The 24,815-nt window shown below is 64.3% G+C and carries 19 protein-coding genes; 7 read left to right on the top strand and 12 right to left on the bottom strand.

The window, feature by feature from the left end; all coding sequences use genetic code 11:
* Positions 1-29 precede the first annotated feature (29 nt).
* A complete protein-coding gene (locus E1748_RS30625) occupies positions 30-977 on the bottom strand; it encodes a tyrosine-protein phosphatase (RefSeq protein WP_133651058.1) in 948 nt (315 codons plus the stop codon).
* A 290-nt stretch (positions 978-1,267) separates the two neighbouring features.
* On the opposite strand from E1748_RS30625, the gene E1748_RS30620 reads away from it, so the two are divergent.
* Both E1748_RS30620 and E1748_RS30615 read left to right on the top strand, forming a co-directional pair.
* Positions 1,268-2,533, top strand: a complete 1,266-nt coding sequence (locus E1748_RS30620) for an MFS transporter (RefSeq protein ID WP_133651057.1) — start codon at positions 1,268-1,270, stop codon at positions 2,531-2,533.
* Between the two features lie 14 nt (positions 2,534-2,547).
* Positions 2,548-3,816 (top strand): D-amino acid dehydrogenase, encoded by a 1,269-nt coding sequence (locus E1748_RS30615; RefSeq protein ID WP_133651056.1) that lies wholly within the window; start codon positions 2,548-2,550, stop codon positions 3,814-3,816.
* Between the two features lie 126 nt (positions 3,817-3,942).
* Here E1748_RS30615 and E1748_RS30610 read toward each other — a convergent pair whose 3' ends face one another.
* The 3 genes from E1748_RS30610 to E1748_RS30600 all read right to left on the bottom strand — a co-directional run bounded on the left by E1748_RS30610 (position 3,943) and on the right by E1748_RS30600 (position 11,250).
* Positions 3,943-5,409, bottom strand: a complete 1,467-nt coding sequence (locus tag E1748_RS30610; protein WP_133651055.1) for a glutamate synthase subunit beta — start codon at positions 5,407-5,409, stop codon at positions 3,943-3,945.
* Between the two features lie 116 nt (positions 5,410-5,525).
* Positions 5,526-10,229 carry a glutamate synthase-related protein gene (locus E1748_RS30605; protein ID WP_133651054.1) on the bottom strand — a complete coding sequence of 1,568 codons (4,704 nt, stop codon included), beginning with the start codon at positions 10,227-10,229 and terminating at the stop codon, positions 5,526-5,528.
* Between the two features lie 313 nt (positions 10,230-10,542).
* Positions 10,543-11,250, bottom strand: a complete 708-nt coding sequence (locus E1748_RS30600) for a transposase (RefSeq protein ID WP_133651053.1) — start codon at positions 11,248-11,250, stop codon at positions 10,543-10,545.
* Positions 11,251-11,436: 186 nt separating this feature from the next.
* On the opposite strand from E1748_RS30600, the gene E1748_RS30595 reads away from it, so the two are divergent.
* Both E1748_RS30595 and E1748_RS30590 read left to right on the top strand, forming a co-directional pair.
* Positions 11,437-12,156, top strand: coding sequence for an OmpW/AlkL family protein (locus tag E1748_RS30595; RefSeq protein ID WP_133651052.1), 720 nt, complete (start codon positions 11,437-11,439; stop codon positions 12,154-12,156).
* A gap of 344 nt (positions 12,157-12,500) precedes the next feature.
* Positions 12,501-12,878, top strand: a complete 378-nt coding sequence (locus E1748_RS30590) for an ElaB/YgaM/YqjD family protein (protein WP_133651051.1) — start codon at positions 12,501-12,503, stop codon at positions 12,876-12,878.
* Positions 12,879-12,912: 34 nt separating this feature from the next.
* On the opposite strand, the gene E1748_RS30585 is transcribed toward E1748_RS30590, so the two are convergent.
* From E1748_RS30585 to pilM, 7 genes are all read right to left on the bottom strand, one after another.
* Positions 12,913-14,067 (bottom strand): deoxyguanosinetriphosphate triphosphohydrolase, encoded by a 1,155-nt coding sequence (locus tag E1748_RS30585; protein ID WP_133651173.1) that lies wholly within the window; start codon positions 14,065-14,067, stop codon positions 12,913-12,915.
* Positions 14,068-14,201: 134 nt separating this feature from the next.
* Positions 14,202-15,278 carry a 3-dehydroquinate synthase gene (gene aroB / locus E1748_RS30580; RefSeq protein WP_133651171.1) on the bottom strand — a complete coding sequence of 359 codons (1,077 nt, stop codon included), beginning with the start codon at positions 15,276-15,278 and terminating at the stop codon, positions 14,202-14,204.
* A gap of 23 nt (positions 15,279-15,301) precedes the next feature.
* Positions 15,302-15,871, bottom strand: coding sequence for a shikimate kinase (locus E1748_RS30575; RefSeq protein ID WP_133651172.1), 570 nt, complete (start codon positions 15,869-15,871; stop codon positions 15,302-15,304).
* Between the two features lie 83 nt (positions 15,872-15,954).
* Positions 15,955-17,577 carry a type IV pilus secretin PilQ gene (locus E1748_RS30570; protein WP_133651050.1) on the bottom strand — a complete coding sequence of 541 codons (1,623 nt, stop codon included), beginning with the start codon at positions 17,575-17,577 and terminating at the stop codon, positions 15,955-15,957.
* Positions 17,574-18,398 carry a type 4a pilus biogenesis protein PilO gene (gene pilO / locus E1748_RS30565; RefSeq protein WP_240766873.1) on the bottom strand — a complete coding sequence of 275 codons (825 nt, stop codon included), beginning with the start codon at positions 18,396-18,398 and terminating at the stop codon, positions 17,574-17,576. The genes E1748_RS30570 and pilO overlap by 4 nt, the downstream gene beginning before the upstream one ends.
* 71 nt (positions 18,399-18,469) lie before the next feature.
* Entirely contained in the window at positions 18,470-19,141 is a 672-nt protein-coding gene (locus E1748_RS30560; RefSeq protein ID WP_133651048.1) for a fimbrial assembly protein, read from the bottom strand.
* Complete coding sequence (pilM, locus tag E1748_RS30555; RefSeq protein ID WP_133651047.1) at positions 19,138-20,127, bottom strand: pilus assembly protein PilM; 990 nt, start codon at positions 20,125-20,127, stop codon at positions 19,138-19,140. Before pilM ends, E1748_RS30560 begins: the two co-directional genes overlap by 4 nt.
* Positions 20,128-20,382: 255 nt before the next feature.
* On the opposite strand from pilM, the gene E1748_RS30550 reads away from it, so the two are divergent.
* On the top strand, positions 20,383-22,782 hold the full coding sequence (locus tag E1748_RS30550; protein ID WP_133651046.1) for a penicillin-binding protein 1A: 2,400 nt from the start codon (positions 20,383-20,385) through the stop codon (positions 22,780-22,782).
* Between the two features lie 27 nt (positions 22,783-22,809).
* On the opposite strand, the gene cyaY is transcribed toward E1748_RS30550, so the two are convergent.
* Positions 22,810-23,127 carry an iron donor protein CyaY gene (gene cyaY, locus E1748_RS30545; RefSeq protein ID WP_133651045.1) on the bottom strand — a complete coding sequence of 106 codons (318 nt, stop codon included), beginning with the start codon at positions 23,125-23,127 and terminating at the stop codon, positions 22,810-22,812.
* A gap of 35 nt (positions 23,128-23,162) precedes the next feature.
* On the opposite strand from cyaY, the gene lptM reads away from it, so the two are divergent.
* Together lptM and lysA are read left to right on the top strand one after the other, a co-directional pair.
* Positions 23,163-23,477 (top strand): LPS translocon maturation chaperone LptM, encoded by a 315-nt coding sequence (gene lptM, locus E1748_RS30540; protein ID WP_133651044.1) that lies wholly within the window; start codon positions 23,163-23,165, stop codon positions 23,475-23,477.
* Between the two features lie 9 nt (positions 23,478-23,486).
* Positions 23,487-24,749: a diaminopimelate decarboxylase gene (lysA, locus tag E1748_RS30535; protein ID WP_133651043.1), complete on the top strand. Its 1,263-nt coding sequence runs from the start codon at positions 23,487-23,489 to the stop codon at positions 24,747-24,749.
* The last annotated feature ends 66 nt before the right edge of the window (positions 24,750-24,815 follow it).

Here is a 24,815-nt window from a genome sequence, read left to right as displayed (position 1 = left end):
CATCGCACGCACGATGCGCAACGCTACGCTCAGCTAACGAGCCGTGCGCGCAGCAGTCCGATCGTGCCCTGCGACAAACCCAGGCCGGTGGTGAGATACCCGTTCATCGTGCTGTAGCTCGCCTGCACCTGATCGACGGCAGCCTGCAGGAAGCTCGCCTGCGCGCTGTGCAGCGGCACCGCAGCCGTCGCCGCCGCATCGCCCTGCTGCGCGCGGATCACCGCGAGCGTGGTTTGCGTCGACGTGGCGAGATAGGTGTTCGTCAGCAGGTAGTCCTGCATCACGACGTCGAACGGAACGTTCGCGATGCTCAGCAGTACCGCCGAGACCCATCCCGAAATGTCCTTGCCGTCGTCGCAGTGAAAGAGCTGCGCGCCCGGCGTGTTCGCGAGACGCGTGAGCAGCGCGCCGAACCCCGCGCGCTGCGCGGTGCCGTTCACGAAGCTGCGCCACAGCCCTTCCATCATCGCGACCGCGTCCGCGGACGTGGCGGGCGACATCTGCGGCGGCTCGGACGTGCCGTCGATATTGAGACTGACATACGCGGCGCCCGCCGGCATTACGTCCGGCGACTGCGCGATCTCGGCTGGCGTGCGCAGGTCATAGTCGACGGCGATCGTGAGCGTGTCGAGGACGGCCTTGTCGGCGGCATTGGCCGTCAGCGCGCTCGAACGATAGAAGCGGCCGCGCTGCACGCGCGCGCCGTCGACGGTCGTATAGCCTTCGGCCGCGCCGCCGACATCGCGAAAATTCGCCACCGACGCGAGACGCGGCGTCGGCGCCGCATCGGCTTCAATCGAGCCGCCGCAGCCCGTGAGCAGCGTGCCCGCGAGCCCGGACAGCGCGAGCGCGCCGGTGCCCTTCAGCCACGCGCGCCGGGCCCCGTCGATGCTCCCGGCGGCCGGTTCGCGCGTCGCGAAGCTGCGTTGCCGCGCAGCGGAGAGAGCCAAAGCGCGCGCTGTCGCAGTGAGATTCATGGTTCGAGCCATCCGGAGTAAGCGCTCGCGCGCAGGGGAAGTCGAAGATTCGCATGCAGCGCACGCGGATCGGCAAAGTTTACAGGGATCGTGGCAAATTAAAATTACCGTGCAACATACGGTAAGGAAATTTACCGGCCATCATAGGCCCCCTCGAATCGTCCTACTGGCTGCCACCCCGCGCTCCGCTTCTTTTTATTCCGACTGGATTATGCGGAATGACGCACCGTAAAATGGGGGCCACCGTGGCGCACGCCGCCGCTCGGGCAAGACAGGAGGAGACAAAAATAATGGGATCGTTCCAGTGGTTCACCGAGTTGACGACCCGCGAACGGCGCACGCTGTATGCCGGCTTCGGCGGTTATGCAGTCGATGCGTTCGACTTCATGATCTACTCGTTCCTGATCCCAACCCTGATCGCCACATGGGGCATGACGAAAAGCGAGGCCGGCATGATCGCGACCGGCTCGCTGATCTCGTCGGCGCTCGGCGGCTGGCTCGCCGGCATTCTAGCCGACCGCTACGGCCGCATTCGCGTGCTGCAATGGACCATCGCGACGTTCGCCGTGTTCACGTGCCTGTCCGGTTTCACGAATTCGTTCTGGGAGTTGCTCACCACACGCACGCTGCAGGGCTTCGGCTTCGGCGGTGAATGGTCGGTGGTGACGATCATGATGGCCGAGACGATCCGCTCGCCGCAGCATCGCGCGAAAGCGGTCGGCACCGTGCAGAGCAGCTGGTCGTTCGGCTGGGGTGCCGCCGCGATCCTGTACTGGGCGTTCTTCGCGCTGCTGCCCGAGCAGTACGCATGGCGCGCGTGCTTCTGGATCGGCCTGCTGCCCGCGCTGTGGATCCTCTACATCCGCCGCAACGTCAGCGACCCCGATATCTATATCGCGACTCGCCGCGCACGCGACAACGGCTTCGACACGTCGCACTTCCTGCAGATCTTTTCGTATCCGCATCTGAAAACCACGCTGCTCGGCAGCGCGCTGTGCACCGGCATGCTCGGCGGCTACTACGCGATCACGACCTGGCTGCCGACCTATCTCAAAACCGTCCGGCATCTGTCGGTGTTCAACACGAGCGGGTATCTCGTCGTGCTGATCGTCGGGTCGTTTTGCGGGTATATCGTCGGTGCGATCCTGTGCGACCGGATCGGCCGGCGCGCGTCGTTCGTGCTGTTCGCGATCGGCTCGTTCGCGATCGGCATGGCCTACACGATGCTGCCGATCACCGACGGCGCAATGCTGTTGCTCGGCTTCCCGCTCGGCATCGTCGTGCAGGGGATTTTCGCGGGCGTCGGTGCGTATCTGTCGGAGCTGTATCCGAATGCGATCCGGGGTTCAGGTCAGGGGTTCTGCTACAACCTCGGCCGGGGGCTCGGCTCGTTCTTTCCGATTCTCGTCGGTACGCTGTCGCAGACCACGACGCTCGTGAAGGCGATGGGGATCGTCGCGGGGTCGGGCTATCTGCTCGTCATCGTGTCGGCGCTTTGCCTGCCTGAGACGCGCGGGAAATCGCTCGCGGAAACCACTACCGCTCCCGCTCCCTGACCGTCGGCCACGCCATGAAAACGATCGTACTCGGCGGCGGCGTGATCGGTGTCGCGACCGCTTTCTATCTGCGCGAATGCGGCTGCGATGTGACGGTAATCGAACGCGAGGTCGACGTCGCGCTGTCGACGAGCTTCGGCAATGCCGGCGTGATCGCGCCTGGCTACGTGACACCGTGGGCCGCACCCGGCATGCCCGCGAAGATCGCGAAATACATGTTCCAGCCCGCATCGCCGCTGATCTTCCGGCCGACGTTCGACCCGGCGCAGTGGCGCTGGATCGCGCGCTGGTTCCGCGAATGCGATCTCGCGCGGTTCCGCGTGAACAAGCAGCGGATGCAGCGCATCGCGTACTACAGCCGCGCGTGTCTGCACGAATTCCGTTCGCGCTATCCGTTCGAATATGGTCGCAGCAAAGGCTATCTGCAGCTCTTTCGCAGCGACTACGACGTCGAACTCGCGCAGCCCGCGCTCGCGGTGCTGCGCGATGCCGGTGTCCCGCATCGCGAGGTGAGCGCCGCCGAATGCGCGACGATCGAACCGGGTCTGCGCTGGGCGCGACAGACGCCCGTGTCGGGCCTCTACCTGCCCGACGACGAAGCCGGCGACTGCGCACGCTTCACCCGCGAGCTACGTGCGTTGTGCGAGAAGGCCGGGGTGCAGTTTCGCTTCGAGACTCAGGTCGCAGGACTCGACGTGCAGGGTGGTGCTGTGCATGGCGTGCGGATCGACAGTGCGCGCGGCAAGGAACGGCTCGCGGCGGATGCGGTCGTGGTCGCGCTGGGTGTCGACAGCGCACCGTTGCTTGCGGCGCTCGGCGTGAAGGTGCCGCTGTATCCGGTGAAGGGTTACTCGGCGACGCTTCCGGTCATCGACGATGAAAAAGCACCGCGTGCCGCATTGATGGACGAATCGCTGAAAACCGCGATCACACGATTCGGCCCGAACCTGCGCGTGGCCGGTACGGCCGAACTCAGCAACGGTCGCGCGACGCTGCGCGAACAGGCACTGCACACGCTGATGAAAGTGCTCGACGACTGGTTCCCGCGTGCAGCCAAGCCAACGTCCGCACACTTCTGGGTCGGACGTCGGCCGATGACGCCGGACGGCGCGCCGCTGCTCGGACCGTCGGGCATCGGCAATCTGTGGATCAACCTCGGACACGGCTCGACTGGCTGGGCGATGTCGCTCGGCTCGGGGCGCGTCGTCGCCGATCTGGTGACGCAGCGCGTGCCCGAACTCGATCTCGATGGGCTCACGCTCGCGCGTTATAAGCGCGCGTAGCCGCGACGACTCCAACGCAAAAAAAGAAAAGCCGGGTCGCCCCAACGGGCGCCCGGCTTTTTACTGCGTCGTCTCCACCTATCCTGCAAACAGGACCGGCACAATTTCGTGCCGGTTATCGATCGCTTAGCGCGGCAGATCCGAATGCCCCATCAGGTACGCATCGACCGAACGCGCGCACTGACGGCCTTCACGAATCGCCCACACGACGAGCGACTGACCGCGACGCATATCGCCTGCAGTGAACACCTTGTCGACCGACGTGTAGTACGCCTTGTCGCCTTCGGTCGCCGCGCGCACGTTGCCGCGTGCATCCTTGTCGACGCCGAACGCTTCGAGTACCGGCGACACCGGCTGCGTGAAGCCCATCGCGAGCAGCACGAGGTCGGCCTTCATGTCGAACTCGGAGCCCGGCACTTCCTGCATCTTGCCGTCCTTCCATTCGACGCGTACGGCCACCAGCTTTTCGACCTTGCCGTTCTTGCCTTCGAAGCGCTTCGTCGCCACCGACCAGTCGCGCTCGCAGCCCTCGTCATGCGACGACGACGTGCGCAGCTTGATCGGCCAGTACGGCCACACGAGCGGCTTGTTCTCTTCTTCCGGCGGCTGCGGCAGCAGTTCGAACTGCGTGACGTCCTTCGCGCCGTGACGGTTCGACGTGCCGACGCAGTCGGAGCCGGTATCGCCGCCGCCGATCACGACGACATGCTTGCCCTTCGCGAGCAGTTGATCGACAACCTTGTCGCCTGCGTTGATCTTGTTCTGCTGCGGCAGGAATTCCATCGCGTAGTGAATGCCCGCGAGGTCGCGGCCCGGCACCGGCAGGTCGCGCGGCGTTTCCGAACCGCCGGTGATCACGACCGCGTCGAACTGTTCCTTCAGCTCTTCGGGCGTAACGGTTTCCTTCGCGGTGTTGCCGATGTACGCAGGCAGCGCGTCGCGGCCGACGAACACGTTCGGGCGGAACGTCACGCCTTCCGCTTCCATCTGACGCATGCGGCGATCGATCAGCCACTTCTCGAGCTTGAAGTCAGGGATGCCGTAACGCAGCAGCCCGCCAATCCGGTCGTTCTTCTCGAACACCGTCACGTCGTGACCCGCGCGCCCAAGCTGCTGCGCGACCGCGAGACCCGCAGGCCCCGACCCGACGACGGCGACCTTCTTGCCGGTCTTGTGCTTCGGCGGCTGCGGGGCAACCCAGCCTTCGGACCACGCCTTGTCGATGATCGCGTGTTCGATCGACTTGATGCCGACCGGGTCGTTGTTGATGCCGAGCGTGCACGCCGCTTCGCACGGCGCCGGGCAGATGCGGCCCGTGAACTCGGGGAAGTTGTTCGTCGAGTGCAGCACTTCGATCGCGTTCTTCCAGTCCTGATGGAACACCAGGTCGTTGAAGTCCGGGATGATGTTGTTGACCGGGCAGCCGTTGTTGCAGAACGGGATGCCGCAGTCCATGCAGCGTGCGCCCTGGATCTTCGCTTCGTCGTCGGTCAGTGCCGACACGAATTCCTTGTAGTGCTTCACACGCGTGAGCGGAGCTTCGTACGCCTCGTGGCGGCGTTCGAACTCGAGAAAGCCGGTTGCCTTGCCCATGTGGTTCTCGTGTCTATCGGTATTCGGTGAGGGGAGCGGCGCCCACCGCATTCGCTGCGGCGGGCGCTTTGTCTTCTTCGTTGCGTCGGTCGTTGCGTCGCGAGTACGGACTCGAATCAGGCCGCCAGTTCTTCCTTGCTGGCCTTCTTCGCGCCGAGTTCGCCAAGCGCGCGACGGTATTCGGTCGGGAATACCTTCACGAACTGGCGGCGCGCCGCATCCCAGTTTTCGAGCAGCGCCTTCGCGCGCGTCGAGCCCGTGAACTGGAAGTGACGTTCGATCAGCTCCCGCAACAGCGCTTCGTCGGTCTGACCGCCGTGCCACAGCGCGGCGTCGACCGTGCGTTCCTGTTCGGCCTGCTGCAGCACCGGATCGAGCGCGACCATCGCCTTGTTGCACTTCGCCGCGAACGTGTTGTCCGGGTCGTACACATACGCGAGGCCACCCGACATGCCGGCCGCGAAATTGCGCCCCGTCTCGCCGAGCACAACGACCGTACCGCCCGTCATGTATTCGCAGCCGTGATCGCCGGTGCCTTCGACGACTGCGGTGGCGCCCGAGTTACGCACGCAGAAGCGTTCGCCTGCGACGCCGCGCAGGAACGCTTCGCCTTCGATCGCGCCGTACATCACCGTGTTGCCGCAGATGATGTTTTCTTCGGACTTGCCGCGGAAGTCGTTGGTCGGACGGATGATGATGCGGCCACCCGACAGCCCCTTGCCGACGTAGTCGTTACCGTCGCCGACGAGATCGAGCGTGATGCCCTTCGCGAGGAACGCACCGAAGCTCTGACCCGCCGTGCCCTTCAACTGGATGTGGATCGTGTCGTCGGGCAGACCGTCGTGGCCGTACTTCTTCGCGACCATGCCGGACAGCATCGCGCCGACCGTCCGGTTCACGTTACGCACCGGCTGGATGAACGACACGTGCTCGCCCTTGTCGATCGCGGCCTTCGCTTTCTCGATCAGCGTGTGATCGAGCGCGCGGTCGAGACCGTGATCCTGCGATTCGACGTGCAGGCGCGCAACTTCCGCCGGCACCGACGGCTGGTAGAACACACGTGCGAAATCGAGACCCTTCGCCTTCCAGTGCTCGACGCCCTTCTTCATGTCGAGCAGATCCGCGCGGCCGACCAGATCGTCGAACTTGCGGATGCCGAGCTGCGCCATGATTTCGCGCACTTCTTCGGCGACGAAGAAGAAGAAGTTGACGACGTGTTCCGGCTGGCCCTGGAATTTCGCACGCAGTACCGGGTCCTGCGTCGCGACGCCGACCGGGCACGTGTTCAGATGGCACTTGCGCATCATGATGCAGCCTTCGACGACGAGCGGCGCGGTAGCGAAGCCGAATTCGTCGGCGCCGAGCAGCGCACCGATCACGACGTCGCGGCCGGTCTTCATCTGGCCGTCGGCCTGCACGCGGATACGGCCGCGCAGGTGGTTCAGCACCAGCGTTTGCTGCGTTTCGGCAAGACCGAGTTCCCACGGCGTGCCCGCGTGCTTCACCGACGACAGCGGCGATGCGCCAGTGCCGCCGTCGTGGCCTGCGATCACGACGTGATCGGCCTTCGCCTTCGCGACGCCTGCTGCCACCGTGCCGACGCCCACTTCCGACACGAGCTTCACCGACACGCTCGCCGCCGGGTTCACGTTCTTCAGATCGTGGATCAGCTGTGCGAGATCTTCGATCGAGTAGATGTCATGGTGCGGCGGCGGCGAAATCAGGCCGACGCCCGGCACCGAGTAACGCAGCTTGCCGATGTACTCGGACACCTTGTGGCCCGGCAGCTGACCGCCTTCGCCCGGCTTCGCGCCCTGCGCCATCTTGATCTGGATCTGATCCGCCGACGCGAGATACTGCGCCGTCACGCCGAAGCGGCCTGACGCGACCTGCTTGATCTTCGAGCGCAGCGAATCGCCGTCCTTCAACGGGATGTCGCGCACGATCTCGTCGCCGATGATCGACTTCATCGTGTCGCCGTTCTTGATCGGAATGCCGCGCAGTTCGTTGCGATAACGGTTTTCGTCCTCGCCGCCTTCGCCGGTGTTCGACTTGCCGCCGATCCGGTTCATCGCGACCGCGAGCGTAGCGTGCGCTTCGGTACTGATCGAGCCGAGCGACATCGCGCCTGTAGCAAAACGCTTGACGATGTCCTTCGCCGATTCGACGTCGTCGAGTGCGATCGCCTTCATCGGATCGACCTTGAACTCGAACAGGCCGCGGAACGTCATGTGACGCTTCGTCTGATCGTTGATCAGATGCGCGTATTCCTTGTACGTCTGATACGAGTTGCTGCGCGCCGAATGCTGCAGCTTCGCGATCGCGTCGGGCGTCCACATGTGGTCTTCGCCACGCACGCGATACGCGTACTCGCCGCCCGCGTCGAGCATGTTCGCGAGGACCGGGTTGTCGCCGAACGCATCGCGATGCAGACGGATCGCTTCTTCTGCAACATCGAACAGACCAATGCCGCCGACCTTCGACGCCGTGCCCCGGAAGTACTTCGCGACGAGATCTTCGGCCAGACCCACGGCTTCGAAAATCTGCGCGCCGGTGTACGACATGTAGGTCGAAATGCCCATCTTCGACATGACCTTCTGCAGGCCCTTGCCGACTGCCTTCGTGAAGTTGTAGATCGCCTTGTCCGCCGACAGGTCGCCCTTCAGACCGGACGCCAGTTGCGCGAGCGTTTCCATCGCGAGGTACGGATGCACGGCTTCCGCGCCGTAGCCCGCGAGCAGCGCGAAGTGGTGCGTTTCACGCGCGGAGCCGGTTTCGACGACGAGACCCGCGCTCGTGCGCAGACCGTGCTGCACGAGATGCGTGTGAATCGCGGCCGTGGCCAGCAGCGCCGGAATCGCGACGTTATCGCGGTCGGTCTTGCGGTCCGACACGATCAGCATGTTGTAGCCGGACTTCACCGCGTCGACAGCTTCGGCGCACAGCGACGCGAGGCGCGCCTCGATGCCTTCCTTGCCCCATGCGACCGGATAGCAGATGTTCAGCTCGTACGAGCTGAACTTGCCGCCGGTGTACTGATCGATCGCGCGGATCTTCGCGATGTCCTTGAAGTCGAGCACCGGCTGCGACACTTCGAGCCGCATCGGCGGGTTGATGTTGTTCGTGTCGAGCAGGTTCGGCTTCGGGCCGACGAACGACACGAGCGACATCACCATGTTTTCACGGATCGGGTCGATCGGCGGGTTCGTCACCTGCGCGAACAGCTGCTTGAAGTAGTGATACAGCGTCTTGTTCTTGTTCGACATGACGGCGAGCGGCGAGTCGTTACCCATCGAGCCGACTGCTTCCTCACCGGCTTGCGCCATCGGCGCCATCAGGAACTTGAGGTCTTCCTGCGTATAGCCGAACGCCTGCTGACGATCGAGCAGCGCAGCTGCTTCGCGGCGTTCGGTGGCGACGTCTTCCGCGTTCGGCTCGATCTCGTCGAGCTTGATCCGCACCGCGTCGATCCAGCTCTTGTACGGCTTAGCGTTCGCGAGGTTGTCCTTCAGTTCCTTGTCGTCGATGATGCGGCCGTGTTCCATGTCGATCAGGAACATCTTGCCCGGCTGCAGACGCCACTTCTTGACGATCTTCGATTCGGGAATCGGCAGCACGCCGGCTTCCGACGCCATGATGACCAGGTCGTCGTCCGTGATGATGTAGCGCGCCGGACGCAGACCGTTACGGTCGAGCGTCGCGCCGATCTGGCGACCGTCGGTGAACGCGATCGCGGCGGGGCCGTCCCACGGCTCCATCATCGCGGCGTGGTATTCGTAGAACGCTCGGCGGTTGTCGTCCATCAGCGTGTGCTGTTCCCATGCTTCCGGGATCATCATCATCACTGCGTGCACGAGCGGGTAGCCGGCCATCACCAGCAATTCGAGACAGTTGTCGAACGACGCGGTATCGGACTGGCCCGGATAGATCAGCGGCCACAGCTTCGGCAGATCGTCGCCGAGCACGTGCGACGCGATCGCGCCGGTCCGTGCGTTGAGCCAGTTGACGTTGCCCTTCACCGTGTTGATTTCGCCGTTGTGCGCGATCATCCGGTACGGGTGAGCCAGTTCCCATGCGGGGAATGTGTTCGTGGAGAAGCGTTGGTGCACGAGTGCGAGCGCCGACACGACGCGCTCGTCCTGCAGGTCGCGGTAATACACGCCGACCTGGCCTGCGAGCAGCAGCCCTTTGTAGACGACCGTGCGCGCCGAGCACGACGGCACGAAGTATTCCTTGCCGTGCTTGAGCTTCAACGCCTGAATGCGGTGGCTCGCGGTCTTGCGGATCACGTACAGCTTCCGCTCGAGCGCGTCGGTCACCATGATGTCCTTGCCGCGGCCGATGAAGATCTGGCGGATCAGCGGCTCGCTCGCCTTTACCGTCGGCGAAATCGGCATCGCGTGATCGACCGGCACGTCGCGCCAGCCGAGCACGACCTGGCCTTCGGCCTTCACCGTGCGTTCCAGTTCCTGTTCGCACGCGAGACGCGATGCATGTTCCTTCGGCAGGAAGATCATGCCGACGCCGTATTCGCCGTTCGGCGGCAGCGTCACGCCCTGCTTCGCCATCTCTTCGCGATAGAAGCCGTCCGGAATCTGGATCAGGATGCCCGCGCCGTCGCCCATCAACGGATCGGCACCGACCGCGCCGCGGTGATCGAGATTCTCCAGGATCTTCAGACCTTGCTGAATGATCTCGTGGCTCTTCTTGCCCTTGATGTGGGCGACGAAGCCGACGCCACAGGCGTCATGTTCGTTTTGCGGGTCGTACAGACCTTGCGCGGCGGGCACCGAGGACGTCGGTTGCAGGGGGTCGTTCATGGGGACACCGTCTGAAAGGGGCCGGGGTGGCCGTTAAAACCATTTGTTGTTTTCGCCATCCGCTGTGCTGGGTGTGCAGCCGCGCGGGCGATCGGGCTTCCGGCGTCGTGTGCCGGGGAACCGCCGGAATTCGGAATATACGCGACGAATCAATGGAATAGCAAATAAAACGTGATGATCAGGCACCTATTATCGTATTGGTGCATGATGCTCACGATTAAACGGTGCCACATCAAAAAGAAGCTAAAGAAAACGGCATCCGTGGATGCCGTTTCAGGGAACGCCGGCGCCTGAGCGCCTTGCTGGCTCTGGCCTAGCGCGTCTGCGGCGTTTCCCGCACCTTGCGCGGCCGGCCGCGCGGCAGCGGCGACACGCGCCGGTTCGCGGCCCGCGCCGCCCACTCGCGATACGAATCGCCGCCCAGCACCCAGCCCTTCAGCGTGGCCTGCTGCAGCTGGCTGGCCTCGCGTTCGTCGAGCGGCTGTTCGCACAACTCGCGATACGCGCGCTGCCGTTCAAACGGCGTGTTGCCGAGCGACCAGTACAGCGGATGATCGGTGATGAGACTGTCGAGCGTGAGCCCGATGTGATGCCGGTAGCTGGACCAGCGATAGTCCTCCGGCACGCTCGTCAGTTGCATGCGGACCGGACACAACTCGACCACGCGACTCGCGAGCAGAAAGTAGCGCTCGCCCTCGATCACCGTCGCGCGATAGCGTCCTTCCCACAGCGTGCCGCGCCGCGCATAGCGACGATTGAAATGCGCGACGTAGCGACGGCCGACGGCCTGCATCGCCTTGGGGAGACTCGCTTCGTCGGCGGGCGTGACGAGCAGTTGCACCGCGCCCGGCATTAACGCGTACGCGTGAATGGAGAGACGGTGATCGCGTGAAGCCGCTTTCAGACAATCGATAAAAAGCTCGTAATCCTGGTCGTCGACGAATGCGGGCTGCTGGTCGAGTCCGCGCAGAATCACGTGCTGCGGCTGGTCAGGAACATAAAGACGTGCAAGCCGTGCCATGCTGGATTATCCAATAGTCGCGTTGGTATATACCCGAAGGTCCGAAGAGCCGCGTGCGCGTTGGGTTCGGCGCGATGCGGCTGAGCCGGAAACCGCCTGGCGCTTAGGGAGAAAGCTCTAACTGCATCGTATGGTTTGTTTCAAACGTTGTGGTCATAATGAGCGGGCTTTTTCAGGAGGAGCACAATGAAATTAAAACAGGCCATAACGGGGATCGCAGCGCTCGCCTGCGTATCGGCAGCCCATGCGCAATCTGCCGGCAGCATTTATCTCACGACAGGTTGGTTCCATTTCGCACCCCAGGACAGCAGCAAGCCACTGAAAGTACTCTCGGTTGGCGGCACGCCCGTCAACCTGACCGAGCAGGGCACCGGCGCAGGGATTAACTCGTCCGACACGCTCGGCTTCAGCCTCGGCTACTTCGTTACCGACCACATCGCAGTTGAAACGGAACTCGGCATCCCACCGAAATTCGACCTCACCGGCAAGGGCTCTTTCTCGCAGTTCGGTACGCTCGGCTCGGCGAAACAGTGGAGCCCGGCAGTGCTGGTCAAGTATCACTTCTTCGATGCTCAGGCTAGATTCCGTCCGTACGTGGGGCTCGGCGCGACGTATGTCTGGTTCACCGACGCGCAGATCACCAACAGCAGTTTCGAACAAGGCGTTCTGCATGGTCCGACCTCTGTAACGACGGATCGTTCCTGGGCTCCGGTGTTTAACGTCGGTTTCAACTACGCGCTCACGAAGCACTGGTTTGCCGGCTTCTCCGTGTCCTACATTCCGGTCAGCGTGACGGCGACCCTGCATACGTCGGGTGCGACGCCGGTCGGCGGCAGCGCGGTCTCGCAGGCGAAGATCAAGCTGAATCCGATCGTCACGTTCGTGAAGCTGGGCTACACGTTCTAGCGCGGCTGGACCACCGGATGCATCGGACCTCGCGGCCTGTTGCAGTAAGACGCCGTCACCTCGTGGCGGCGTTTTGTTTTCTGGATTCTATGCCTATGCGGCGGGCATCGCATGCGCGCGAAACGGATTGTAATTTTGACCCGCGCGGTGGCCGTCGCTGAAATATCTGCCTGTGGCCTCGCCCGCGCAGATTGCATTCATATGTTTGAACGATAGTGTTCATGGGCTTCGGCCGCACCGCCGCAGGCGGGCACCGAAGTTGCGAAGCAACGGGTTCCCCAACGGAACCCCGCAGGAGACTCGGGCTTTCCCATTCTCTTCCCTCTTCCACCGACGGAGCGACCATGACTGCACTACCGAACACGCGAGAAGCCATCGGCGAATCCTGGACCACGACGGGACGGCGCGCACGCCGCATCGCCCGCCATAGCCGCCATGCCGCGGAAGATGTCGCCGGCGAACTGCGCACGCTGATGGCCGAACTCGAAGAAACCCTGGGCGACGGCACGCAGGCCGACGCTGTTGTGCTGCGCGAGCAGCTGCGCAAACGCCTCGATTCGGCGCGCGCCCGTCTGCAGGAAACGCGCGAAGCAGTTCGCGAACGAGCCGAAACCGCGCTCGCCGATGCGGACGATTATGTGCATGAGAATCCGTGGCGGACGATCGCGATCGTCGGTGGCCTGGCGCTACTGACGGGGGCGTTGCTGGCGCGTTCGCGTTGAGCGTTGCGCGGATGTAGACGCTGACGGCGGACCGCTACGCGCCGTCGACGACGAACAACCGCTGATACTCCTTAAGCGCATACCGGTCCGTCATACCCGCGATGTAGTGCGCGACGAGTCGAGGCTGCGCGTCCGCCTGCGCAGCCTGATACGCCGGCGGCAACAGCCGCGGGTCGGCGATGAACGCGTCGAACAGCCCTGCGACGACGCGCTTCGCCTTGCTCGCCATCCGCATCACGCGATAGTGGCGATACAGATTCCCGAACAGAAAGCGCTTGAGCGCCGTGGCCTGCGCGGCCACGGCTTCGCTGTGCGCGACGAGCGCGGGCGCGGCGCGCACGTCGTCGAGTGAAGCGGGCGCGTGACGCTGCAGATTGCGCGTCGTCGTGTCGATCAGATCGACGATCAGCGTATTGATGATGCGGCGCACGGTTTCATGCACCAGCCGCCGCCCCTCGATATGCGGATAATCCGCGCGCGCCGCCTCGTAGTGCTGCTGCCAGAGTTCGACCTCGGCGAGCTGGTCGATCGTGAGAAGACCCGAGCGCAGACCGTCGTCGACGTCGTGATTGTTGTACGCGATCTCGTCGGCGAGATTCGCAATCTGCGCTTCGATCGACGGTTGCTCGCCGCGCAGGAAGCGCTCGCCCAGGTCGCCGAGCCGCCGTGCGTTCTCACGCGAGCAGTGCTTGAGGATGCCTTCGCGCGTCTCGAAACAGAGATTCAGTCCGTCGAACGCGCCGTAGTGTTCTTCGAGTTCATCGACGACCGCGAGACTTTGCAGGTTGTGTTCGAAGCCGCCGTACTCGCGCATGCACTCGTTGAGCGCGTCCTGGCCCGCGTGACCGAACGGCGTATGGCCGAGATCGTGCGCGAGCGAAATCGCTTCGACGAGATCCTCGTTGACGCGCAGATTGCGTGCGACCGACCGCGCGATCTGCGCGACCTCGAGGCTGTGCGTGAGGCGCGTGCGGAACAGGTCGCCCTCGTGATTCACGAACACCTGCGTCTTGTATTCGAGCCGGCGAAACGCGGTGGAATGCACGATGCGGTCGCGATCGCGCTGAAACTCGGTGCGTGCGGTGGGCGCGGCTTCCGGATAGCGGCGTCCGCGCGATAGCGACGAATGCGCCGCGTACGGCGCGAGATGCGCCTCGAGCGTGGCGACGGTAGGCCGCACCGGCGGCATGGGGTTGCCGCGAGGGACGCTGTCGTTCGTCGATTGATCGCTGCGCGTGTCGCTCACCGGTTTCTCCGCAAGAGGGGTAGCCGCCGCATGAAGCGTTCGGGTCCGGTGCGCCGTGGCTGCGTGGCGCTGCCGGACTAGACGGCTGCCGCGAGCGTCGCGTGGACGGCGTCGTCCGGCGCGGGCGCGATCAGCGTGTCGCCGAACCGTTTCAGCAGGATGAATTTGATCTGGCCGGCTTCCGCTTTCTTGTCGACGCGCATCAGGTCGACGTAGCGATCCGCGCCGAGCGCGGGTGCGCGCGTGGGCAGACGCGCCGCCGAGATCACATCGACGAGCCGCCGGCGCGACGCTTCGTCGAGATGACCGAGCCGCACCGACAGATCCGCCGCCATCGCCATCCCGCAACCGACCGCTTCGCCGTGCAGCCACTCGCCGTAGCCGAGGCCTGCTTCGATCGCGTGGCCGAACGTGTGGCCGAAATTCAGGATTGCGCGCAGGCCGCCTTCGCGTTCGTCCGCGGCAACGACCGATGCCTTGATCTCGCACGAACGCTTTACCGCGTGCACGAGCGCTTCGGGTTCGCAGCGGTTCAGCGCTTCGACGTTCGCTTCGATCCAGTCGAAGAATGCGGCATCCGCGATCGCGCCGGTCTTGATGACTTCGGCGACGCCTGCGGCGAGTTCGCGCTCGGGCAGCGTTTGCAGCGTCGCGATATCGGCGATGACCGCCTGCGGCTGATAGAACGCGCCGATCATGTTCTTGCCGAGCGGGTGATTGATGCCGGTCTTGCCGCCCACCGACGAATCGACCTGCGACAGCAGGGTGGTCGGTACCTGGATGAACGGCACGCCGCGCATGTAGCACGCAGCCGCGAAACCGGTCATGTCGCCGATCACGCCGCCGCCCAGCGCGATCAGCGTGGTCTTGCGGTCGGCGCGCGAACCCAGCAGCGCGTCGAAGATCAGGTTCAGCGTTTCCCAGTTCTTGTACGCCTCGCCGTCGGGCAGCACGACCGTCGACACCTGTTTGCCGAGCGGCGCCAGCGCTTGCCGGAGCGCGTCGCCGTACAGCGGATCGACGGTGGTGTTGGTGACGATCGTCACCGACGAGCCCGCGATATGCGGCGCGAAAAGCTCAGTCTGTCCGATCAGCCCGGAGCCGATGTGGATGGGGTAGGCGCGCTCGCCCAGTTCGACGTTGACGGTAATCATGGGGGTCTTCATGCTCGCCATTATCACGTAGATGGCGCGGGAGGGACCGGCTGGACGACACTGACGCCCGCCATTTCAAGCTGCATCAGCACCATATTGACGAGCCCGGCAACCGACGGCCGCCCGGTCTCGATAACAAAATGCGCGCACTCGCGATACAGCGGATCGCGCACCTCGTACAGTGCTTCGAGGCGTGCCTTCGGATCTTCGGTCTGCAGCAGCGGACGATTCTTGTCGCGGCGCGTGCGCAGCCACAGGTCGTGCGGATTCGCGCGCAGGTACACGACGATCCCGCGAGTGTGTAGCGCATCTCGATTTTCCGGCCGCAGCACCGCCCCGCCGCCGGTCGCGAGCACGATGTTGTCGCGTGCGGTGAGATCGCCGATAACCTGCGCTTCGCGATCTCGAAAACCCGCCTCGCCTTCGTGCTCGAAAATCAGCGGAATGCGGGCGCCGGTGCGGGCTTCGATTTCATGGTCGGAATCGAAGAACGGGCGCTCCAGCCGACGCGCCACGGCCCGGCCCACGGTGGTCTTGCCTGCCCCCATGAGCCCTACGAAAAATACATTGGCGTGTGAGTCCCGCGGTTGCAACGCTATCCTCTGGTAATCCGGTAGTTTGTGCCGCAGCTTACTGGCAAAGCGACTGCCTTGTCGAGCCTGCGCCGGCGGCCACATCATTCGGCTCGCACCACGTGCGGCGTGATCAGCACCACGAGTTCGTCGTGCTGGTCGCGATGCGCGCTATGCCTGAAAAGTGCGCCTAGAAGCGGTATTTTGCCCAGGACTGGCACACCCGTCACATCGTCGCGATCGTTCTGCTCGTAGATTCCTCCGATCGATACGGTTCCGCCGTCTTCCACTTCGACCCGCGTCTGCACGTGTTTCGTGTTGATCGCTGGCCCGGCTGCGGTCTGTTCGCCGACGCTGTCTTTCGCGACGTCGAGATCGAGCACGACGTGGCCGTCGGGCGTGATCTGCGGTTCGACCTCGAGCTTGAGGCTCGCACGACGAAACTGCACACCCGACACGCCCTGCCCCACCTTCGCCTGATACGGCAACTCGGTGCCCTGCTCGACGATCGCCTTCGTCCGATCCGCGGTGACGACGTTCGGGCTCGATACCGTCTGCCCACGGCCCTCGGCTTCCAGCGCACTCAACTCGATATTCAGCAGACGAGTGGCGCGCGCCGCGAACAACGTCAAACCGGCCGTCGCCGCATCGAAACCGGAAATCGGCCGGGCCGTCAGGTCGAGCACCGTTCCTTCGTTGCCGCCGACCACGCCGGTCCCGCCGCCATCCGCCGCGGTATTGGCAAGCGCCATCCGCACGCCGAGATTCCGCGAGAACCCCTGCTCCCCTTCGACGATGCGTGCCTCGATCATCACCTGCCGCGTCGGCCGGTCGATCGTCGCGATCAGCTGCGCGATCTGTGCGAGCCGCGCGTCGAGATCGGTGACGAACAGCAGGTTCGTGCGCGGGTCCGCCATCACCGAACCACGCTTCGACAGCACACGCTGGTTGCCTGCCGCGCCGAGCAGACGGCGAACATCGTCGGCACGCGCGTAGTGCAGTTCAAACGTGCGGCTGACGAGCGGTTCGAGGTCGGCATCCCGCGCGTGCGCTTCGAAACGCTGTCGCTCGCGTGCCGCGAGTTCGGCGAGCGACGCGACCCAGATCACGTTGCCGCGACGCTCCATCGCGAGGCCGTTGACGTCGAGCAGCGTATCGAACGCATTGCGCCACGGCACCTTGTCGAGTTTCAGCGAAACGAAGCCGCGCACTTTCTCGCTCGATACGATGTTCAGTCCTGTGAACCGCGCGAACGCGTTCAGCACCGCGCCCAGTTCTGCGTGCTGGAAATCCAGCGTGATTGGTTTGTTGTCGGTGAGGTTTCCTGTTTCATCGCTGGCAGCGGAGGTCATTCGTTGCGTTGGTGGAAGGGGTGTGGGTGGTCCCTCTAGTGGGTCGGGTGGTGTAGCAGCGGTAATCGGCGGCGTTGATGGATGCGGTGCTGCGTCCGTCGTTGTGCTTTCGTCGAGCGGGTCTTTTTGCACGGCCTCTACGTCCTCTACCCTGTCGATGCTGTCGCCTGCACTTCGCGGACTGAACGGGTTCGGTGTGCTGCCCTCCGGTACGCCGGGCGGCAACGGCGGCACGCCTGCCGATGCGACGGAATCGTCTATCGGCATGAGGTCAGGCAGCGGAGCGACGGTAGCGTGCGCGAGTGCGTGAGCAGTCATCAGCACGAGCGCTGCAACACACGCGATCAAGCCACGCGTTGGGAGTACGACGCTCATCGTGCGTCCTCCGCGAACGTCAATTGCTTCGCTCCCAACGATGTCGCCAACGTAAGACCGTCAGCATCGATGCGCGTCACGCGAGCATCGCCGACCTGCTGGCCCGGTTCTGCGGCAATCGGGCCGTCGTCGGTTTCGACCAGCGCCAGTGCATGCACGCGATCGCGCAGCAACCCGACAAGCCGCAGACTCGCATCCGCCGATGCATCGACACTTGTGGCTCGCTGTGAAAACGGATCGTAGAACACGATCTCCGGATCGTCGTCCGCATCGGCATGGGACAACGCGTTTGCCACGGGCGACAGACGACTGAACACCTGCAACGTCGCGTTCATCGACAGCACATTGCCGTCACGCCTGATCTCGACATCGAACGGCACGACGAGCACCGGCAGCGTCGTGAGCCCGTCGATGAATTGCAGCACCTCCGCGAAATCGCCGCGCGCGGCGAGTTGCACGGGCCGCATCGTGTCCGTTGCCGCGCCGCTCTCGGCACCGGGTTCGAGAGAGACGAGCGCGAGCCCGCTGTCGTCGGCGAGCGCGGATAACGCGCGCACGTCGTCTGCGGAAGTCCAGACCGCAGGACGCGCGCGTTGCGCACGCTCACGTGCTTCATTGCGTAACGTCGGCAGTTGCGTCATCGCATGCCGGGCGTCGGCGAGGCGATGCTGTGCTTCGGCGAGCGTTGCACGGCTCGCGTCGAAGCCGTCGAGATCCGCCGACCTTATACCTTGTACGCCGAGCACGAATGCCGCGAACGCGACAAGCAGCGCGACGACGAAGCGTCGTTGCTTGCTCCATGCTTCGGGGGGAATGCTCAACCAAACCCATCCCTCCGTAAAACGCGTTGATGCTGCACGCCCCGCATCGAAACGACCCATCGCAGTGGTACTCATTTCACACCTCCTGAACCTGCGACGAATGCTCGATGCACCGCGCCCTTCGCATCGTCCATCGCTCCTGCCCAGCGCACCGCCGCGCCGAATTCGAACGAACCATCGACGGCATCGCTCTTGCCGTGCCCCGAACCAGAACTTGCCGCGTGATGCAGATCACTCGCATCGGCACCTTGCGCCCCGCGCACGCCATCGAGTCGCTCGATCCATGCAGCGGACAGCGCACGATCCGCAGCCCGCGCGACGAGATCGGTCTGCTGCCCGCGATGCCGGAGCCGCTCCAACACGACGCCCGATGCAGGCTCGTTGCTCAGCACGTCAAGCAGGTCGCGAAGATGATCGAGCGGAGCAGAACGCGTTGCCGCATCGGCCGCGTCGGACTGCGCCGTGTGCGCATCGCGCGAAAGGCGCGCGTGTTCGGCAAGCGGCACGGCGAGCTGTGTCAGCGTGCGCTCGACGGTCACACGTTCACCGTCGATACGCGAACGCTGATACGTATGCCACCCCACGAGCAGCAGCACGCATGCACCGCCCACCAGCGCCGCGAAACCACACTCCGCTACAAAGCGCCGCCGCGCACGCAACGCATTCCGTCTGCGATACGGCAACAGATTGAATCCACCGATCCACGCGAAATCGCGATCAGGAAAAACGCGTGCACCCTTCATTCGAACACCCCGCGCAACGCAAGCCCGAATGCAACCGCATACGCCGGTTCGTGCAACAGCTCGACGGCATGCGCCGCGATGCCTTCACCGAACGTCACGCATTCGAACGGCAGCACAGTGCAGCCGAGTACGTCACCGATATCCGCCATCGAAAAGCCGATGCCGTCGAGCAGCTCCAGTTCTCCACCGACGAGCGCGCACCCCGGCGCATCCTGACGCGCGAGATCGCGCAGCGCGTCGGCGAAACCCGCGTACTCGAGCGACGGATAGCGGATCTCACCGGTCATCGTTTCGCCGGCGATGTGCCAGCCGTGCACGCTCTCCGTGCCGATCCACAGCGCGACGTACGGTTCGCGTGGCGTCAGTTCGCAGGAAGCGGCGTAACGCAGCGCGCGCAGTGCCGCGTGCGGTTCGCCATCGAGCGCGGTCAGCGTAATCCCGGCCGACGCCGCGCATTCGACACGCGCTTCGAGATGCGCTCGACCGGCAGCCGCGATGGTCACGCGTCCTTCGTCGTGCGCGTGACTTGCGTTGTGCAGGGCATCCTCGACGAACCAGTCCACCGCGAGCGCGTGCCGCTCGATGCCCGCGATCCGCTCAGCCTCCACCATCACAGCCGGCTCGAGCGTCGCATGCACGCGATGACTCGCCACGCGCACGCCGCCGAACTGCGCGAGCGGCACGGTCGCCGTAGCGATCGCCGACGCAGGTAATCCCATCGCGCAGCTCAACGCCTGCGTGTCGCAGCGCGACGGCAGTTCCGCAAACAGATGCCGCAACGCACGCGACACTGCCGTGCGGTCCACCATCTCCGCGCCTGCCATTGCACCGGGCGTGAGCGGCGCTTCGCCCATATGCTCGACCCGCGCTCCGCCGCCGGCACGCGACCGCCTGCTCAGCACGACGAGCCGCAGTGCCTGCTGGCTCACATCGACGCCGGCGGCAAACCGCCGCGCCGGCAACAACAACGAACTCCCGAATGCCATCGCGCCTCCACACCATTGCATCCCGCGACGAACCATTCGTGCACAGGCCTGATGACGCATTGTGCGAAACGTGACGTTCGCGCGACATTCGGCCGGACGGCTAACGCGGCATCGCGCGTCGCGCGCGGCGTCGCAAAGCGGCTAGAGTGAAGTCATGTTCACGCGATACGCTACGCGAAGTCATACGAGAAGTAAGCGTGTCGAAAGCCACGGAACCGGGCGGCTATAATCGCGGGACTGTTTTTTGGTGTTCATATGCAATCCACGTCTCCTACATCCCCGCCGCCCGCACCCGAAAAGCGCAAGCGTTCCCTATGGATGAAGCTGTTGCTCGGCTTCGTGGGGCTGATCGTTGCTGGCATCGTGTGTGTCGGTCTCGTGCTCGGTTACGCGCTCGTCGTCGCGACACCGAACCTGCCGTCGCTCGACGCGCTCACCGATTACCAGCCGAAGGTGCCGCTGCGCATCTACACGGCCGATCACGTGCTGATCGGCGAATTCGGCGAGGAGCGTCGTGACGTCGTTCATATCCAGGACGTACCGGACAATCTGAAGAAGGCCGTGCTCGCAATCGAAGACGCGCGCTTCTACGATCACGGCGGCGTCGATCTCACCGGCATCGCGCGCGCAGGCTTCGTCGCGCTGACGAACGGTCACGCGACGCAGGGCGCAAGCACGATCACGATGCAGGTCGCGCGCAACTTCTTCCTGTCGAGCGAGAAAACCTACACGCGCAAGATCTACGAGATGCTGCTCGCGTACAAGATCGAGTCGAAGCTGTCGAAGGATCAGATTCTCGAGGTGTACATGAATCAGATCTATCTCGGGCAGCGCGCATACGGTTTCGCGAGCGCGGCGCGCGTGTACTTCGGCAAGGACATGAAGGATCTGACGCTGGCCGAATGCGCGATGCTCGCCGGGCTACCGAAAGCGCCCTCCGCGTATAACCCGGTGGTCAATCCGAAGCGCGCGAAGGTGCGGCAGGAGTACATCCTGCAGCGCATGCTCGAACTGAACTACATCACGCAGCAGCAGTACGACGAAGCCGCGAAGCAGCCGCTCGTCGTCAAGGGCGCGGGCAAGGAGTTCAGCGTGCACGCGGAGTACGTTGCAGAAATGGTGCGGCAGATGATGTACGCGCAGTACCGCGAAGAAGCGTACACGCGCGGCCTGAATGTCGTCACGACGATCGACTCTGCCGATCAGGACGTCGCCTATCGCGCGCTGCGTAAAGGCTTGATGGACTACGAGCGCCGTCACGGCTACCGTGGACCGGAAGCGTTCATCGATCTGCCGCCACCCGGCGACGATCGCGAGCAAGCCATCGACGACGCGTTGCTCGAACACCCGGACAACGGCGAAATCGTCGCGGCGATGGTCACGTCGGCGACGCCGAAGCAGGTGCAGGTCACGTTCATCGACGGCAACACCGCGACGATCGAAGGCGACGGGCTGCGCTTCGCGTCGTTCGCATTGGGTCCGCGCGCGCAGCCGAACCAGCGCGTGCGACCGGGCGCGATCATTCGCGTCGTCAAGGACGACGAGGGCAACTGGTCGATCACGCAGTTGCCGCAGGTGGAAGGCGCGTTCGTATCGGTGGTGCCGCAGGACGGCGCGATCCGCGCGCTCGTCGGCGGCTTCGACTTCAACAAGAACAAGTTCAATCACGTGACGCAGGCGTGGCGTCAACCGGGTTCGAGCTTCAAGCCGTTCATCTATTCGGCTTCGCTCGAAAAGGGCCTCGCGCCGGCCACGATCATCAACGACGCGCCGCTCTTTTTCAGCGCCGCCGAAACCGGCGGCCAGGCGTGGGAGCCGAAGAACTACGGCGGCGGTTTCGATGGTCCGATGACGATGCGCACCGCGCTGATGAAATCGAAGAATCTCGTATCGATCCGCATCCTCAACCAGATCGGAACGAAATACGCGCAGCAGTACATCACGCGTTTCGGCTTCGATGCGGATCGTCATCCGGCCTATCTGCCGATGGCGCTCGGCGCGGGGCTCGTCACGCCGCTGCAGATGGCGGGCGCGTACTCGGTATTCGCGAACGGCGGCTATCGCGTCAATCCGTATCTGATCGCCGAGGTCACCGATCAGCGCGGCATCGTCGTCGCGCACGCGCAGCCGCTCGTCGCGGGCGAAAGCGCACCGCACGCAATCGACCCGCGCAACGCGTACGTGATGAACAGCCTGCTGCAGAGTGTCGCGCAGCGCGGCACCGGCGCGAAGACCAACGTGCTGAAACGCACGGACCTTGGAGGCAAGACCGGGACGACCAACGATTCGCGCGACGCGTGGTTCGCCGGCTATCAGCACACGCTGACGGCGATCGCGTGGATCGGCTACGACAATCCGCGCAGCCTCGGCGATCGCGAAACGGGCGGCGGGCTCGCGTTGCCGGTGTGGATCGAATACATGAGCCGCGCGCTGAAGGACGTGCCCGCCTACAAGATGCCGATGCCCGACGGCATCGTCACGCTCGGCGACGAGTTGTACTTCGAGGACTTCACGCCGGGGCACGGCTTCGTCGCGACGGTCGGCGTGAGCCAGGCGTCGCTCGATGCCGGCGCGAGCGGTGCGTCAGGTGTCGCACCGGCCGAGGTCGGCGAGCAGGAAAAGCAGGACATCATGAATCTGTTCCGCGGCCATTAGGCCGCGGGTGGAGAACTCGCAGCGGGGTTACGGCGCGAAGTGAACCGGCTCGCCGGCCTGCTGGGTCGCGTAATCGGACAGCGCCGCGAAAAACTCGGTGCCGCTGCGCGTGTCGCGCCATTCGCCATCGACGAAACGGAAGTGGAAACCGCCGGCTTTCGCGGCGATCCAGATCTCGCGCATCGGCGGCTGCAGGTTCACAATGATCTTCGTTCCGCTCTCGAATTCGAGCGTCAGCACATTGCCGCTGCGTTCGAATTCGATGTCCGCGCCGGTGTCGTCGAGTGTGCGCTCCACGGCCGCGAGCGCGGCCTCTGCGCGGGTCAGGTATTCATGATCGGACATGCTAAACTCCAACGATTGATTATTCAGGGACAGTCATGCGAGTCGTTTTCCGGATGAGCGCGATTGTAGCGGCTTTGGCCATTCTCGCAGGTGGCGCACTGAGCGGCTGCGGTCAACGCGGCGCGCTTTATCTGCCCACCGTGCCGCCTTTGCCGGCCAAACCGGTCGACCGCACCCAGCCGTCACCGGACGACGTCAAACCGGATGCGGAAACCGCGTCGGGCACCGTGCCGGATACATCGGGTACGCCGCTGTCGCTGTCGACCGAAAGCGAACTGCGCAACGCCCCTGCCTCCGATGCTGCCGCGTCGACACCGCAACCGGCTTCCGGCACTCTCACCACTCAGTAAAAGCTTCGCATGACTCGATCCGCATTCGCGTATGTCGACGGCGTGCTGCACGCCGAACGCGTGTCCGCCGTTTCGCTCGCCGAACAGTTCGGCACTCCGCTGTACGTCTATTCGCGCGCGGCGCTCACTGCCACGTGGCACGCGTACGCCGACGCGTGCGCAGGACGCCACGCGACGGTGCACGTCGCCGTCAAGGCGAACAGCAATCTCGCGGTGCTCAACGTGTTCGCGCGGCTTGGTGCCGGCTTCGACATCGTGTCGGGCGGTGAACTGGCGCGCGTGCTCGCGGCCGGCGGCAAAGCGGAAAACACCGTGTTCTCCGGCGTCGGCAAGAGCACGAGCGAAATGCGCGAGGCTCTGGCGGCCGGCGTCAAATGCTTCAACGTCGAATCGATTCCCGAACTTGATCGCCTCAATGCGGTTGCCGGCGAGATGGGCCGCACGGCGCCTGTGTCGCTGCGCGTGAATCCGGACGTCGACGCGAAGACGCATCCGTACATTTCCACGGGATTGAAGTCGAACAAGTTCGGCGTCGCGTTCGACGAAGCGCGTGCAACCTATCGCGCGGCAGCGGCGATGCCGCACCTCGACGTTGTCGGTATCGACTGCCATATCGGCTCGCAGATCACCGAGATCGCGCCGTATCTCGATGCGGTCGACAAGCTGCTCGAACTGGTCGGCCAGATCGAAGCGGATGGCCTGACGATCAAGCACATCGACGTCGGCGGCGGCCTCGGCATCACCTATGCCGATGAAACGCCGCCGGACATTGGTGAGTTCGTTCGCACGGTGCTCGACCGGATCGACGCGCGCGGCCACGGCCATCGCGAGGTCTATTTCGAACCGGGCCGTTCGCTCGTCGGTAACGCGGGCGTGCTGCTCACACGTGTCGAATTTCTGAAGCCGGGCGCGGAGAAAAACTTCGCGATCGTCGATGCTGCGATGAACGACCTCGCCCGTCCCGCAATGTACGGCGCGTATCACGCGATCGAAGCGGTCGTGCAGCGCGACGTCGCCGCGCATCGCTACGACGTGGTCGGCCCGGTGTGCGAAAGCGGGGACTGGCTGGGCCGCGATCGCGATCTGGCCGTCGACGTGGGCGATGTGCTCGCGATCCGTTCGGCCGGCGCGTATGGCTTCGCGATGAGCTCGAACTACAACACGCGTCCTCGCGCGGCTGAGGTGATGGTCGACGGCGATGCGGCGCACGTGGTCCGCGCGCGCGAGACGGTGCCGGAACTGTTCGCGGGCGAGACGGTTTTGCCGGAATAAGCGGTCGCGTCGAAGGACGCTGCCGTATGAAAAAAGGCGATGCATCAGTGCATCGCCTTTTTGCTT

It is taken from the genome of Paraburkholderia flava (assembly GCF_004359985.1).
Lineage (GTDB): Bacteria > Pseudomonadota > Gammaproteobacteria > Burkholderiales > Burkholderiaceae > Paraburkholderia > Paraburkholderia flava.
The sequence above is the reverse complement of the archived record's forward strand: the minus strand, read 5'-3'. Positions and strand labels throughout refer to the sequence as shown.